Origin of the sequence: Chryseobacterium sp., assembly GCF_045629545.1 — a bacterium.
Taxonomy (GTDB): Bacteria; Bacteroidota; Bacteroidia; order Flavobacteriales; family Weeksellaceae; genus Chryseobacterium.
In genome coordinates, this window is the sequence record NZ_JAZQRK010000049.1 from 30,723 (window position 1) to 44,691 (window position 13,969).

The 13,969-nt window shown below is 33.9% G+C and carries 17 protein-coding genes; 16 read left to right on the top strand and 1 reads right to left on the bottom strand.

The genetic code is table 11. From position 1 onward, the window contains the following. The first annotated feature begins 72 nt into the window (after positions 1–72). From ACKI42_RS11695 to ACKI42_RS11770, 16 genes are all read left to right on the top strand, one after another. Positions 73–480, top strand: coding sequence for a hypothetical protein (locus ACKI42_RS11695; RefSeq protein WP_407405634.1), 408 nt, complete (start codon positions 73–75; stop codon positions 478–480). Further along, positions 477–1,472: a BtrH N-terminal domain-containing protein gene (locus tag ACKI42_RS11700; RefSeq protein WP_407405636.1), complete on the top strand. Its 996-nt coding sequence runs from the start codon at positions 477–479 to the stop codon at positions 1,470–1,472. The genes ACKI42_RS11695 and ACKI42_RS11700 overlap by 4 nt, the downstream gene beginning before the upstream one ends. Before the next feature lies 1 nt (position 1,473). Beyond that, positions 1,474–2,226, top strand: a complete 753-nt coding sequence (locus ACKI42_RS11705) for an ABC transporter ATP-binding protein (RefSeq protein WP_407405638.1) — start codon at positions 1,474–1,476, stop codon at positions 2,224–2,226. Then, positions 2,216–3,475 carry an ABC transporter permease gene (locus ACKI42_RS11710; protein WP_407405640.1) on the top strand — a complete coding sequence of 420 codons (1,260 nt, stop codon included), beginning with the start codon at positions 2,216–2,218 and terminating at the stop codon, positions 3,473–3,475. Before ACKI42_RS11705 ends, ACKI42_RS11710 begins: the two co-directional genes overlap by 11 nt. Continuing rightward, positions 3,465–3,893, top strand: a complete 429-nt coding sequence (locus tag ACKI42_RS11715; protein WP_407405642.1) for an acyl-CoA thioesterase — start codon at positions 3,465–3,467, stop codon at positions 3,891–3,893. The genes ACKI42_RS11710 and ACKI42_RS11715 overlap by 11 nt, the downstream gene beginning before the upstream one ends. Beyond that, positions 3,890–5,032: a beta-ketoacyl synthase N-terminal-like domain-containing protein gene (locus ACKI42_RS11720; RefSeq protein ID WP_407405644.1), complete on the top strand. Its 1,143-nt coding sequence runs from the start codon at positions 3,890–3,892 to the stop codon at positions 5,030–5,032. The genes ACKI42_RS11715 and ACKI42_RS11720 overlap by 4 nt, the downstream gene beginning before the upstream one ends. A 10-nt stretch (positions 5,033–5,042) precedes the next feature. After that, on the top strand, positions 5,043–5,582 hold the full coding sequence (locus ACKI42_RS11725) for a 3-oxoacyl-ACP synthase (protein ID WP_407405646.1): 540 nt from the start codon (positions 5,043–5,045) through the stop codon (positions 5,580–5,582). A gap of 61 nt (positions 5,583–5,643) precedes the next feature. Then, a complete protein-coding gene (locus ACKI42_RS11730) occupies positions 5,644–5,922 on the top strand; it encodes a phosphopantetheine-binding protein (RefSeq protein ID WP_407405773.1) in 279 nt (92 codons plus the stop codon). A 3-nt stretch (positions 5,923–5,925) separates the two neighbouring features. Then, positions 5,926–7,125: a beta-ketoacyl-[acyl-carrier-protein] synthase family protein gene (locus tag ACKI42_RS11735; RefSeq protein ID WP_407405648.1), complete on the top strand. Its 1,200-nt coding sequence runs from the start codon at positions 5,926–5,928 to the stop codon at positions 7,123–7,125. Further along, entirely contained in the window at positions 7,122–8,183 is a 1,062-nt protein-coding gene (locus ACKI42_RS11740; protein ID WP_407405650.1) for a beta-ketoacyl synthase N-terminal-like domain-containing protein, read from the top strand. The genes ACKI42_RS11735 and ACKI42_RS11740 overlap by 4 nt, the downstream gene beginning before the upstream one ends. Positions 8,184–8,358: 175 nt before the next feature. After that, the gene (locus ACKI42_RS11745) at positions 8,359–8,952 is read left to right on the top strand and encodes a polysaccharide deacetylase family protein (protein ID WP_407405652.1); all 594 of its coding nucleotides are present in this window, start codon (positions 8,359–8,361) and stop codon (positions 8,950–8,952) included. A 99-nt stretch (positions 8,953–9,051) separates the two neighbouring features. Then, positions 9,052–9,678, top strand: coding sequence for a LolA family protein (locus ACKI42_RS11750; RefSeq protein ID WP_407405654.1), 627 nt, complete (start codon positions 9,052–9,054; stop codon positions 9,676–9,678). Continuing rightward, positions 9,644–10,279 (top strand): hypothetical protein, encoded by a 636-nt coding sequence (locus ACKI42_RS11755; protein WP_407405656.1) that lies wholly within the window; start codon positions 9,644–9,646, stop codon positions 10,277–10,279. The genes ACKI42_RS11750 and ACKI42_RS11755 overlap by 35 nt, the downstream gene beginning before the upstream one ends. 3 nt (positions 10,280–10,282) lie before the next feature. Further along, entirely contained in the window at positions 10,283–10,663 is a 381-nt protein-coding gene (locus ACKI42_RS11760; protein ID WP_407405658.1) for a 3-hydroxyacyl-ACP dehydratase, read from the top strand. Then, positions 10,660–11,139 (top strand): hypothetical protein, encoded by a 480-nt coding sequence (locus ACKI42_RS11765; protein ID WP_407405660.1) that lies wholly within the window; start codon positions 10,660–10,662, stop codon positions 11,137–11,139. Before ACKI42_RS11760 ends, ACKI42_RS11765 begins: the two co-directional genes overlap by 4 nt. Further along, a complete protein-coding gene (locus ACKI42_RS11770) occupies positions 11,139–12,305 on the top strand; it encodes a DUF2062 domain-containing protein (RefSeq protein WP_407405662.1) in 1,167 nt (388 codons plus the stop codon). The genes ACKI42_RS11765 and ACKI42_RS11770 overlap by 1 nt, the downstream gene beginning before the upstream one ends. On the opposite strand, the gene ACKI42_RS11775 is transcribed toward ACKI42_RS11770, so the two are convergent. Next, positions 12,306–13,925, bottom strand: a complete 1,620-nt coding sequence (locus ACKI42_RS11775) for a C45 family autoproteolytic acyltransferase/hydolase (protein WP_407405775.1) — start codon at positions 13,923–13,925, stop codon at positions 12,306–12,308. Between the last annotated feature and the right edge of the window lie 44 nt (positions 13,926–13,969).

The following is a 13,969-nucleotide window of genomic DNA, read 5'->3' on the forward strand; positions in this document are numbered from 1 at the left end:
ACCATGATTTATAAGAGTCATTTAAAGTATGATGTATATTGCATCATATCAACTAAACACAACATTTTCTAGGTGAAAAGACAAGATATTCCGCAAGACGAAAGTAATTTAAAATCAGCCAACATGACCGAAGTGGTGTATGTGACTGATGAAAATGATAACTATACCACTGCTAATAGTATTGGATGGGATGTAAAGAAATTGGCATTAGATGAATCTTTGGAACTTATTAACGAAAGAATACAACAAGCAAAGGATGATGTTGCCAATAATAAGGTCAGCCCTATCATCTATTTTATGGAACTCAACAAGATGGATTTTGGTGTCCTCGCATCATATGTTGGGATGTGGCAATGGACGGTAAAAAGGCATGCTAAACCCAAAACATTTAAAACCCTCAACGATTCTACACTAAAAAAATATGCAGATTCTTTTGGAATCTCAGTAGAAGAACTAAAAAATTTCGACGGAAAATCATGAAATTAAATTTCGAACATCACCAAACGGCACATTGCGAAAATGGTGTTGCCTCTAATCTATTGCTCAATAAAGGATTAAAACTAAGCGAACCCATGATTTTTGGTATTGGCTCTGGATTATTTTTTGTCTACCTTCCATTTTTAAAGGTCAATTTTGCTCCAGGATTTAGTTATAGACCCATGCCAGGAACCATTTTTACCAAAGCAGCAAAACGTTTGGGTATCAAGATAAAAAGAATGAAATTTTCTAATCCTAAAGAAGCTCAAATTGCTTTAGAAAATAATTTAGAAAATAATATTCCTACAGGTTTACAAGTGGGAGTTTTCAACTTGACGTATTTTCCTGAAGAATATAAATTTCACTTCAATGCACACAACCTCGTGGTCTATGGTAAGGAAAATGGACGTTTCCTTATAAGTGATCCTGTAATGGATTTCACCACCACACTTTCTGAAGAGGAATTGGAAAAAGTGAGATATGCAAAAGGTGCATTGGCGCCAAAAGGACATATGTACTTCCCAACTCATATTCCGTCTGATGTACATTTGGAAGAAGCTATAAAAAAAGGCATCAAGGATACTTGCAAAAATATGCTTGCTCCAATCCCTCTGATTGGGGTAAAAGCAATGCGATGGGTAGCCAAAAATATCCCTAAATGGGCAGAGAAAAAAGGTACTAAAGTCACCAACCATTATCTAGGTCAGCTCATAAGAATGCAAGAAGAAATTGGTACAGGTGGCGGTGGATTCAGGTTTATCTATGGAGCATTTTTACAAGAAGCATCGGTGATCTTAAAAAATGATGAACTGAAGGAACTATCCAAAGAGATTACTGCAATTGGTGATCTTTGGAGAGATTTTGCTGTGGATATTGCAAGAGTTTACAAAAATCGTAATTCTAAAAGTAATATTTACAATGAACTTTCTAAAAGTATGCTTCATATTGCAGATTTAGAAGAAGAATTCTACAAAAAACTAAGAAAAGCGATATAAAGTGGAGCATAGTATTGAAATAAAGAATCTTTATAAAAAATATAAAAATTCTGATGATTTTTCTGTTAATGATATCTCACTTACCATCAATAAAAATGATATTTATGGTATACTAGGACCCAATGGTGCAGGAAAAACTACATTCATCTCCATGCTTTCTGGTCTTATAAAGCCTACTTCAGGTAGTTTTACCATTAATGGATTGTCTCCTAAAAAGGATTTTACTAAAATAAAACAAATAATTGGCGTAGTGCCTCAAGAATACGCGCTCTATCCTACCCTTACAGCTAAAGAAAACCTAATGTATTTCGGGAGTTTATACGGAATAAAAAGTAAACATTTACACAAAATTGTAGACGATTCTCTAGAAATAATGGGTCTGGGAAAATTTGCCAACAAAAAAGTAGAACAATTTTCTGGTGGGATGAAGAGAAGATGTAACCTCTTGGCAGGAACTCTTCACAATCCAAAAATCCTTTTCCTAGACGAGCCAACGGTGGGTGTAGATGTACAATCCAAAAAAGTAATTATAGAGTATCTAGAAGAACAAAATAAAAACGGAACTTGCATTATCTACACTTCTCATCACTTATCTGAGGCAGAAGAATTTTGTACCAAAATTGCCATTATAGATAATGGTAAAATATTCGCAATAGGAACTCCTCAGGAGCTGATTTCTCAAACAGAATCTGCCAATAATCTAGAAGATGTTTTTATTGCACTAACAGGAAAAGAACTACGAGATGTTGTATAAATTATGGAGAAGTTTCATCAAGGAAGTTCTTCTACTAAAACGAGATTCTGGAGGTATTGTCATTATCTTTTTAATGCCTTTACTACTCATTATTACCATTACTTTGATCCAGGATTCAACCTTCAGAAGTATGGAAGGAACCAAAATTCCTATTATCTTTATTGATAATGACCAATCTGAAGTATCCAAAGTCATCAAAAAAGAATTAGAGACCAGTAAAACTTTTGAACTTATTACCAATTTCACAGAAAAATCTGCTGAAGGTGCAGTTTTCAGAGGAGATTACCAAATGGCGATTGTAATCCCAGAAAATCTCTCCAAAGACCTTAATGCCAATATCAATTTCAAAGTTGAAGCTATAGTAAGTTCGTTTGGGATAGATCCAAATTCTACTCAGGATCAAAAACCTATTACCACAGCAAAAGATATCCATTTGTACTTCGATCCCGCTACCAATCCAAGTTTTAAGAGCTCTGTAATGGATGCCATCAACAAAATGGTTTTTGAAATTGAAAACAAAAAAATCTACACTGCTTTCCAAGATCAATTGGGAACTACGGAAGATTTAGACAATAAGAAACTGATTAGTTTTAAGGAAATAATGCCGGCAAAAGCCAATGACGCCAAACCCAATTCTGTGCAACATAACGTTCCTGCTTGGGCTTTATTTGCGATATTTTTTATTGTAGTGCCCTTATCTATCAATTTGGTTAAAGAAAAAACACAAGGCACGAATGTAAGAATTCGTATCAGTCCCGCACCGTACTACATCCATATTTTGGGTAAAACATGTACTTATCTTATCATCTGTATCATTCAATTTTTACTGATGGTTGCCGTTGGTGTTTATCTTTTCCCTTATTTGGGGTTGCCACAATTCGAAGTGAATGGAAAAATGCTAGATTTATTAGTAGTCACCTTATTCTCTGGTTTAGCTGCTATTGGATTCGGAATTTTACTGGGTACTTTAGCCAAAACTCAAGAGCAATCTGCGCCGTTCGGTGCTACTTCAGTAGTTGTCTTGGCGGCTATCGGTGGTATTTGGGTACCTGTATTCTTGATGCCAGAATTTATGCAAAAAATAGCAAGTTTCTCTCCGATGAATTGGGGACTGAATGCTTATTACGATATTATTTTACGAAATAGTAGGTTGGGAGGTATTGCCAAAGAAATTATTTTTCTATTTTTATTTTATATTGCAACAGTAGCAATTTCTCTACTTTACGAAAAAAAACAACATGCAGTCTAACCAGAACCAACTTCAACATACGGAAGAAATAAGAGTAAGATTTAATGAAACCGATCCTTTAGGAATCGTGTGGCATGGGCATTATATCACCTATTTCGAGGATGGAAGAGAAGCTTTCGGCAGACAACATGGGTTAACCTATCTGGATATTCAGAAGGCAGGTTTCGTAACACCTATTGTAAAAAGTACTTGTGAACACTTTTTACCCTTGAAATATGGGGAAACATTCAGGATAAAAACTACTTTTATCAACTCTAGATCAGCAAAACTCATCTACCAATACCATCTGTATAATGGTGATAACAAATTGGTCTGTAGTGGAGAGACGATACAAGTTTTTCTAGATAGCGACAACAATTTGTGTTTGTATAATCCTGAGTTTTTTCAAGCTTGGAAAAATAAAATGGAACTCGAATGACAAAATCTATTTACATCACAGATTACAATATTGTAACACCTTTAGGATTTGACGTAACATCTAATTGGGAAGCTTTATTACAAGGTAAATCTGGAATTGCCGAACATCAAATCATCGCCCATCAGGACGCTTTTTATGTTTCTAAAATGAATGATGAAATTTTAGATCACACTTTTCAAGAAAACTTTATTGACGAAAGCTTTTCAAGACTAGAAAAGATGTTTTTGCTTTGTCTAAAACCATTAGTTGAAAACCACGAAATATCATGTAAATCGGTGCTGATATTATCTACAACCAAAGGCAATATCAGTTTACTCAAAAATAAAACTGAAATACCAGAAAGTGTTTATCTATCTGGATTAGCACAAAAAATAGCCGATTTTTTCGGATTTAAAACAAGACCCATTATTGTTTCCAACGCTTGCGTTTCTGGAGTATTGGCAATTTCTGTGGCAAAAAATATGATTGCTTCGGGTATGTATAATGATGCATTTGTAATTGCAGGAGATGAAATATCAGAATTTGTAGTTTCGGGTTTCAATTCTTTTCAGGCAATTGCCAAAGAACCATGCAAACCTTATGACCTCCATCGTTCTGGTGTCAATTTGGGTGAAGCTACAGCGGCGGTTTATATTGCGTCCGACGAAACTTCAACTTCAAATCTAAAAAATATCAAGTTTAAAGTAGTTGGAGATTCAGCCATTAATGATGCCAACCATATTTCTGGGCCTTCTAGAACTGGTGATGGACTCTACGAAAGTGTGAAAAATGCAATGCGCGAAGCCAATGTAACGGCAGAGCAAATAGATTTTATTTCAGCACATGGTACAGCCACTTTGTATAATGACGAGATGGAAGCTATTGCCTTTAACAGAATGCATTTGCAACATGTTCCACTGAATAGTTTGAAAGGTTTTTACGGACATTGTTTGGGCGCATCAGGATTGTTAGAAAGTATTGTATCTATGGAAAGTGCTTTGCAAAAAACTTTGTTGCCTTCTAAAAACTTTGTTGAAAGTGGGATTTCTCAAGATTTAAATATTATTAAAGAAAATCAGTCAGCTGATATAAAATATATTCTAAAAACCGCTTCAGGATTTGGAGGATGTAATGCTGCGATAGTTTTGGAGAAATGTTAATTGAATTAAAATGAAAAAAACAGCAATCTGCACCATAGAAAACTCAAGAATAAGCTTTAATAATCAGGTTTTATTTGAATCTAAAGCCAACAATTTTGCAGAATTTGCCAAAGATGCTTACCGAAATTTGAACATCAATTATCCTAAGTTTCACAAAATGGATTCTCTAAGCAAATTGGCTTTTTTGGCAGCAGAAGTTATTCTGAATGATCAAGATAAAAGCAAAACAGCTTTGGTATTTGCTAATAAATCTGCAAGTTTGGATACGGATTATAAATATCAATCTAGCATCAATTCTAGTGAAGATTTCTTCCCAAGTCCAGCCGTTTTTGTATACACTTTGCCTAATATTTGTGTGGGTGAAATAAGTATTAAACATAAAATGCAAACCGAAAATGCGTTCTTTGTTTTGGATGAAATGGATGAAGAATTTCTCAACCATTATTCTCAACAACTTCTAGACTCTGGTAAAGCTGAAAAAGTGTTGTGCGGATGGACAGAACTCTACCAAGAAAGTTATAAAGCTTTTGTATATTTGCTAACAGCGTAATTATTAAACTCAATATAATAACGATATTCAGCCACAATAGGTAAACCAAAAAGTTGGGAATATTGAAAAATTTAAACAAAATATGGAAAATTTAAAATTAGAATTAAAAAACAAAATCATCGAAGTGCTTAATCTTGAAGATGTATCTGTAGAGGAAATAAAAGATACAGATCCTCTTTTTGGTGGTGGTTTGGGCTTAGATTCTATCGATGCATTAGAACTTATTGTACTTTTGGATAAAGACTACGGAATCAAATTGGCAGATCCTAAAAAAGGAAAAGAAATCTTCCAATCTATTGATACGATGGCAAAATTTATCGAAGATAACAGAACAAAATAATTCATGGGTTGTAAAATTGCAATTACAGGGATGGGCATTATTTCCTCCATTGGTAACAATGTGGAGGAAAATTTTGTTTCTCTACAAACTCGCAAGCACGGTATTTCTGAGATAGAAAATATAGACACCAATCTTGTAGGCAAAATAAAAACTGGAGAAATAAAACTTAGCAATCAGGAGCTGGTAAATAAACTTTGCCTTTCCGAAGATAATAATATTACTAGAACAACCTTGCTAGGGATGATCGCGGCAAAAGAAGCTGTAGATAATGCAAGCATTAAAGATATCAACGAGTATAAAACCGGATTGATATCTTCTACAAGTGTTGCAGGTATGGACGTCACAGAAAAATACTTCTATACCTACGAAGACTTTCCTGAAATGCAAAAATACATCAGCTCTCATGATGCCGGAAATTCTTCCCTCGATATTGCAGATTTTCTACAACTAAAAGGCATGGTAGCTACCATCAGTACGGCATGCTCTTCAGCAGCGAATGCGATTATGATGGGTGCCAAATTGATAAAAAGTGGAACACTAGATCGGGTAATTGTTGGTGGAACTGATGCGCTTTCGAAATTTACCCTAAACGGATTCAATTCTTTGATGATTCTTACAGATTCTTACAATACGCCTTTTGATAATGGTAGAAAAGGGCTAAATCTTGGAGAAGCTGCAGGATTTTTAGTTTTAGAATCTGAAGAAGTTGTAAAAAAAGAAAACAAAAAAGTGTTGGCTTATCTTTCTGGATATGGCAATGCCAATGATGCGCATCATCAAACCGCTTCTTCGGACAACGGACAAGGAGCTTTTCTTGCTATGGAAAAAGCATTAGAGATATCAGGTTTACAGAAAGAGGATATAGATTACATCAACGTACATGGTACCGCTACACCCAACAATGATTTGTCTGAAGGAAGAGCGTTATTAAGAATTTTCGGTGAAAACAAAGTTCCAGAATTCAGCTCTACCAAAGCATTTACAGGGCATACCTTGGCGGCAGCGGCGGGTATTGAAGCGGTATATTCTATCTTGTCTTTACAACATAATATGATATTTCCTAACCTTAATTTTAAAACTAAAATGGAAGAATTTGATCTAACTCCTGTTACAGAAATGAAACAAAAGGAGTTGCGTCATGTACTTTCCAATTCATTCGGATTTGGTGGCAATTGTTCAACCTTACTATTTTCTAAAGCATGATTCCTGTATATATTAATAGTGTTGCTTGTATCTCATCTCAGGATACTTTAAGGAAAGATTTTATTCAGCATTTTAATGTTGAAAATAATATTTCTCTACTCTCTGCAAAAGAACCCAACTACAAAGATTATATTTCGTCTGCGATGAGTAGAAGAATGTCTAAAACGGTAAAAATGAGTTCTGTTGCTTCAAAATATGCATTAGAAGAAGCTCAGATAGAAAATCCTGATGCAATTATCATTGGTACAGGAATAGGTTGTTCTCAGGATTCTGAAAAATTCTTGAATAATGTAATTCAGAATAATGAAGAATTCCTAACGCCTACATTTTTTATACAATCTACTCACAATACTGTTTCGGGGCAAATTGCACTAGCATTGCAATGCCACGCGTACAATTTCACCTATGTGAATAGCTCCTCATCCTTAGAATTTTCTTTCTTGGATGCAAAACTTCAGATAGAGGATAAGGAAGCTGAAAATATATTGGTAGGTTCTACAGATGAACAAGCCAATAGAACGATGGAGCTTTTCCAGCTCAATAATACCATTAGAACACCAGAAAATTTGCCTCTATCCATACTAGATTCCAAAACCAAAGGAGTCATTTGGGGGGAAGGCGCAAGCTTTTTTGTGGTGGGTAAAAATAAAACAGAAAACTCATACGCTCAACTTTCTGATATCAAAATTATCAATGCTTTAGAAAAGGAAGAAACGACATCTTTTATTTCCGAATTTCTATCTAAAAACAATTTACAATCTCATGATATTGATGTAGTGATTTTGGGATATAGTGGCGATGCGCCATCAGATGAGTATTACAACCAAGCTTCTACCCTTTTCTCAAATTCTTCACAACTCTATACCAAACATCTAAGTGGAGAATACAATACTTCTAGTGGGTTTTCTATATTTATGGCGTGTCATATTTTGAAAGACCAAGCTATTCCAGAAATCATGAAAATAAATGAGGTAAAGAAAGAGCAGATAAAAAATGTGCTTTTGTACAATCATCTTTTTGGTAGAGATCATAGTTTGGTATTGCTAAAGCAAGTATAACAAGCCAAATTCCAAAATATCAGTGATGAAAAGGTATTCATTTGTCATTTTACTCGTGCTTTATTTTGGAATTATTTATCTTTTCCAAGGAAGTATTTGGCTATACTTTGTGTGTTTTACTTCTATACTAATACAGGTAGTTTGGGGATCATTCGATATTCGCTTACAGTTTTTTTTGAAAAGCATCACACAAAAAAGAACGTCCAAAAAAGAGGTAGCCATCACTTTGGATGATGGACCTACAGAATATACTCCTCTTTTTCTAGATTTGCTAAAAAAGCACAATACTAAAGCAACATTTTTCTGCATTGGCCAACAGATTGAAAAGTATCCAGAGATTTTCAAAAGAATTATAGCTGAGGGGCATACTATAGGAAATCACTCTTACACGCATCCCAGGCATATGGGGTTTTTGTCTGCATCTAAGGTTAGGGATGAAATCCGCAAGTGCGATGAAGTGATATTACAATACGGGCAGATTACAACTCATCTGTACCGTCCTCCTTTCGGGGTTACCAATCCCAATATTGCAAAGGCTATCTCCCAATCTCATAAAGAATGCATCGGATGGAATATCCGCTCTTTGGATACAATAATTACCCATGAAAATAAAATTCTGAATAGAATTATCAAACGTTTAAAAAAAGGCAATATTATATTGCTGCACGACACTTCACAGAAGACCTACAAAGTTTTGGTAGAATTATTAGTAAATTTGGAGCGTGAAAAATATTCAACTTTCACGATAGATTCTTCCTTAAAAAATTAACTTCTAACTCACTTTTTAATCTAAATCATTAGATAATGACCAAAAATTCTTTATGAAAAGTAATTGATAATGATTGACACGTATTAAAATTTAAAAATAATGATTAAAAATATATTATTAGCAGCAACTATTGTAATTTCCAGTCAGTTTTATGCACAAAATATGGCGATGACCGCCTCTGAAGCAAAAGCTTTTGTGACTAAACTTTCTTCTGATACTAAGAATATAAAAACACTACAGAGCGATTTTGTACAAACCAAGAAAATGGATTTTTTGGATAAAAATATCGTTACCCAAGGGAGAATGTCTTTGCAGACTCCCAGTGCTCTAAGTTGGAAATATACAAAGCCTTATCAATACAGTATTTTATTTAAAAATAATAAAATATACATCAACGATCAGGGAAAAAAATCTACGGTAGACGCAAAAAGTAAAACGTTAGAAAAGATCAATCAGCTGATTGTAGGAAGTTCTAATGGGAAAATGTTTAACGACCCAGAGTTTAAGGTTTCTTATTTTAAAAATAGCAACTATAATGTGGCAAGATTCGTCCCTAATACTTCTCAACTCACAAAATACATCAAACAAATTGAACTGTATTTCCCGAAAAATCAATCTACTGCTTCCCAAGTGAATATGACGGAGGCGTCTGGTGATACGACACAAATTGTCTTTAAAAACACAAAAACAAATGCGACAATACCTGCGTCTGAGTTTACTTACTAGTGGATTTCTGGTTTTTCTAATTTCTTGTAAAAGTTATCAAATTCCTGATGCGCAACTTGTGAAAAACGAGAAAACAAGCATAGAAAATAATTACTTTTCTACCTTGGAAGACCAAGTTTACAAATGCCAAATAGAAGTCTACAAAAACCATATCAGCGGTATTGTGATGATAAAAAAATTGAATGATAGTACACATCGTGTGGCAATTACCTCAGACTTTGGAAATAAAATGATTGATTTTGAAATTTCTGAGAACAATTTTAAATTAAACTCTATTTTACCCGATTTAGATAAAAAAATAATTATCAATCTATTGAAAAATGATTTTAGAATTTTGCTTAAAAAAGACTTTTCAATCTCAGAAACATTTGATAATAAAGAATTTAAAATTTACACTTCAGAAAAAAGTAAAGAAAAGTTTTATCTTTTTGTAAATAGGGAAGATAATCTTCTAAAAAAATTAGTCTATACCAAAAATAACAGGGAGAAAATGAATTTTAAATTTGATGCCAAAAAACATATATTCGCAGACAGCGTAAATCTTCAACATAAAGATTACAAGATCAACATCAAATTATTTCAACTTACAGATACTGAATAAACTATGCAAACAATACTTACTGACTTCTATACCTTACAATCTTCTCATAAAAACGAAGCTGGAACTTATATCGCGCAAATTTCCTTGAATCCGAGTCATGCAATATTCCAGGGACATTTTCCAGGAAACCCTGTAACTCCAGGCGTATGTATGATGCAAATTATCAAAGAACTTACTGAGGAATTTACTTCTTCTCAATTATTTTTAAAGACTGCTAGCAATGTAAAGTTTATGGCAATCATCAATCCTTTTGAAACACCAGATTTAGAAATACAATTAGACATTAAAGAAAGTGATGAGGAAGTAAAAGTGAAAAACGTTTCTCTTTTTGGCGAGACTATTGCTTTAAAAATGTCTGCACACTACAATAAAATTTTATCATGAAAATAATTCTAGCATTTACCACAGCTTTATTATTATATTTTCAGTCGGGAGATCTTGCAACTTTGCGAAACAGCTATACACAAGCGAACTCTTCCAACACCAATACGCAAAGCTTCATCACTACAGCAGGAAAACAATCGGGTTCTAATGCAACAATTTTGGGTTATAAAGCAGCCGCAAAAATAATGGAAGCAAAAATTGCTAAAAAAGGCAGGCCAGCATTGGTAAAAGAAGGTGCAACAAGTCTAGAATCTGTGATTGCAAAAAACCCTAATAATATGGAGCTACGTGTCATCAGATTGAGCATACAAGAAAACTTACCAAAAATTGTAGGATATCGTTCTAGCATAAAAACTGATAAAACTTATATTCTAGCTAATTACAGTAAACAATCTGCTGATCTGAAAAGCTACATCAAAAAATATGCAGCCCAATCTAAATCGTTGACTTTAGAAGAAAAAAGCAGTCTGAAATAATGATGCTTTCTGACACAAAAAGGCTTTTTGAAGAAAAAAAAATCTGCGTCATCATCCCAACTTACAATAATCAAAATACGGTAAGAAGGGTTATAGATGGTATTTTGCTGTATACCAAAAACATCATCGTTGTTAATGATGGTTCTACCGACAGTACCAAAGATTTCTTGAAAATCTATCCTCAGATAGATATCATCTCTTTGCCTGAAAACAAAGGAAAAGGGAATGCGCTACAGATTGCATTTAAAAGAGCTGAAGAAAAAGGTTTTCTACAAGCTATAACCATAGATTCGGATGGTCAGCACTATCCTGATGATCTTCCTGTATTTGTAGAAGCTTTGTCCAATGAAGATGTTCTCCTCATCGGAAATAGAAATATGACGCAAGATGGAATTCCTAAAAATAGCAGTTTTGGAAACCGATTTTCTAATTTTTGGTTTTGGTTTGAAACAGGAATCAAGCTAGAAGATACCCAATCTGGATATCGACTTTATCCTCTAAAAAGTATTCCGAAAAAATATTATACTCCAAAATTTGAATTCGAAATAGAAGTTATTGTAAGAACAGCTTGGAATGATGTTCCGGTAAGAAACGTCCCCATAAAAGTTTTGTACGATCCTGAGGAAAGAGTTTCTCACTTTAGGCCATTCAGAGATTTTACGAGAATTAGCATTCTGAATACAATTTTGGTAGCAATCAAACTATTGTACATTGTTCCTAGAGATTTCATACGAAATTTTAGAAAAAAAAGCTTTAAAAGATTCATTCAAGAGGATATTTTAGAAAGTGATGGAAGTAATAAAACCAAAGCCTTATCTGTTGCATTAGGAGTGTTTATCGGACTTTCACCTGTTTGGGGATTTCAAACTTTATTGGTTATTTCTTTATCTGTATTTTTCAAACTCAATAAAGTATTAGCATTTATAGCATCTAATGTGAGCTTACCGCCACTAATCCCCATTATTATTTTTATTTCTTTATCTGTCGGAGCTCCTTTTGTAGATGGAAACAGCGATATTTTCGGTGAAGAAATGAATATAGAATTGGTGAAAAATCACGCTTTACAATACCTTATTGGAAGTATAATTTTAGCTTTTTCTGGCTCAGCGATTGCAGGATTATCCACGTTTTTATTTTTAAATAAAATGAATCCGGATTCTAAGTAATTACCTTTCGTTAGATTTTTTCTTTATTTTATTTAAATATTTTTCTATACTTTTTCTGTCATGCAAGGTCGTTATTTCCTTGGTTAACGCCAACTCGAAATTCGCCTTGGCTTCACGATATTTTTTCTGTAGATAATGATATTTTCCAACTTCATAATAGGTTTTCCAAAAATTGGGATTGAGAGCAATGTATTGTTTCAAAAAATCCTCACTTAGAACTTCCTCACCATCGAATCTAGCAGTTTGAACTCTGAATTCTTCATAATTTTTGTACCCTTCAGTATCTAAAAAAGGATCTCGGGCAATATTGAGTTGTGTAGTTTCCTGATTATTAGGTTGAATAGAATTATTAGCGAATATTTTGTCTAAATCGTAGCAAACAAATTCTCCCAACTGATAAGGATTAGAAGAAACCCAAACCAATTTTTTCTCGGGTGAAAATATTACAGCGTGATGCGCCAAAAGCTGATTGAGTGCTTTTTCGTTTCCGTAACCAATTTCTTTGCCCTTCAAGCCCGATTTATCTCTTAGGATTTTCGCCATACTTTCAGGATTTAGCTTATCATTAGCATTTACAAGTTCTTGTAATTTCTCAAAACGATATTCAGAATGGCTTTCTGCAATCTGTTTATTATTTCTTTTGTCATTTTTATATTCATCAGATTGAAAGTGATTGGTACAAAACAACTTACTGCTATTTTGAACTTCATATACACCGGTATTTTTAGGTGAAATTTCTATCAGAACGGCTTTTTTGTCTAAAGCGCTACCAACCATTATCGACTCTGATACAAATACCTTTCTCTTTTTTGCAATGATGATGGCTTCTTTTATATTTTTTGCATTCTCCAAGATTTCTCGTGTAACCAAAGAGATTGGAGTTTTTGCAGCGAGCGGAATTTTAGATTTTCCTGCATTTATCGTTACGGTAAGACCTTCTTTATTCATCCCAGAAACTACGCCTACCATGCCAGGCCAACTAATCGCTAAATACGGAATCCCAACTTCTGGTTTTACCAAAGAAACTACTTTATTTTTAGCAAATTCATCACCTACATAAAAATCAAAGTTTCTCCCAATAAGCAGTTCTCCATCTTCTGTGTATTCTCCCCAAACAGCGAGCGATGAGCATCCTACCATAGCCAAATCTTGCATTGCGTGCCCAATATCATGTGCACCATGCAGATACATATTTCGTTGAAATCTTGGCGCTACAAAATCGTACTGATGAGAAGAATATTGAGAAAGTCCAAAAATTTCTGCCTGATCTTCTTCGCGAATGTGGACATACATTTTTCTGTTGTACCATTTCAGGAAACCGCGAAGTATTTTTTGATTGAATGGAGAAGGAACTAGATTCTCTACTTTAGAAAAAAATATTTTCTCCTGATTTTGCATTAATTTTTGTGATAAAGCTCCATTGTTGTAGCCCAATTGCAAAGGATTACCTTCTATATAAAGTTCCCACAATTGTTGTTTATTTTTGGTTAAGTAATTATTTTTGTAACGATAAGTAGAATCATTAATTAAGGTCACATTCGGAATTTCAACATTATAATTCTGTAAATCGGGAAGATGATTCACCGATTTTTTTATTCCACAAGACGTTGAAAATACCATTAGAACTGAAAAACAAAATAGCACATTAAAGAATCCACCACAGA

Excerpts from the sequence above, each read along its gene's own strand:
- ACKI42_RS11700 (WP_407405636.1), top strand. The coding sequence starts at position 477 with ATGAAATTAAATTTCGAACATCACCAAACGGCACATTGCGAAAATGGT.
- ACKI42_RS11710 (WP_407405640.1), top strand. The coding sequence starts at position 2,216 with ATGTTGTATAAATTATGGAGAAGTTTCATCAAGGAAGTTCTTCTACTA.
- ACKI42_RS11715 (WP_407405642.1), top strand. The coding sequence starts at position 3,465 with ATGCAGTCTAACCAGAACCAACTTCAACATACGGAAGAAATAAGAGTA.
- ACKI42_RS11720 (WP_407405644.1), top strand. The coding sequence starts at position 3,890 with ATGACAAAATCTATTTACATCACAGATTACAATATTGTAACACCTTTA.
- ACKI42_RS11725 (WP_407405646.1), top strand. The coding sequence starts at position 5,043 with ATGAAAAAAACAGCAATCTGCACCATAGAAAACTCAAGAATAAGCTTT.
- ACKI42_RS11735 (WP_407405648.1), top strand. The coding sequence starts at position 5,926 with ATGGGTTGTAAAATTGCAATTACAGGGATGGGCATTATTTCCTCCATT.
- ACKI42_RS11740 (WP_407405650.1), top strand. The coding sequence starts at position 7,122 with ATGATTCCTGTATATATTAATAGTGTTGCTTGTATCTCATCTCAGGAT.
- ACKI42_RS11750 (WP_407405654.1), top strand. The coding sequence starts at position 9,052 with ATGATTAAAAATATATTATTAGCAGCAACTATTGTAATTTCCAGTCAG.
- ACKI42_RS11755 (WP_407405656.1), top strand. The coding sequence starts at position 9,644 with ATGCGACAATACCTGCGTCTGAGTTTACTTACTAGTGGATTTCTGGTT.
- ACKI42_RS11760 (WP_407405658.1), top strand. The coding sequence starts at position 10,283 with ATGCAAACAATACTTACTGACTTCTATACCTTACAATCTTCTCATAAA.
- ACKI42_RS11765 (WP_407405660.1), top strand. The coding sequence starts at position 10,660 with ATGAAAATAATTCTAGCATTTACCACAGCTTTATTATTATATTTTCAG.
- ACKI42_RS11770 (WP_407405662.1), top strand. The coding sequence starts at position 11,139 with ATGATGCTTTCTGACACAAAAAGGCTTTTTGAAGAAAAAAAAATCTGC.
- ACKI42_RS11775 (WP_407405775.1), bottom strand. The coding sequence starts at position 13,925 with ATGGTATTTTCAACGTCTTGTGGAATAAAAAAATCGGTGAATCATCTT.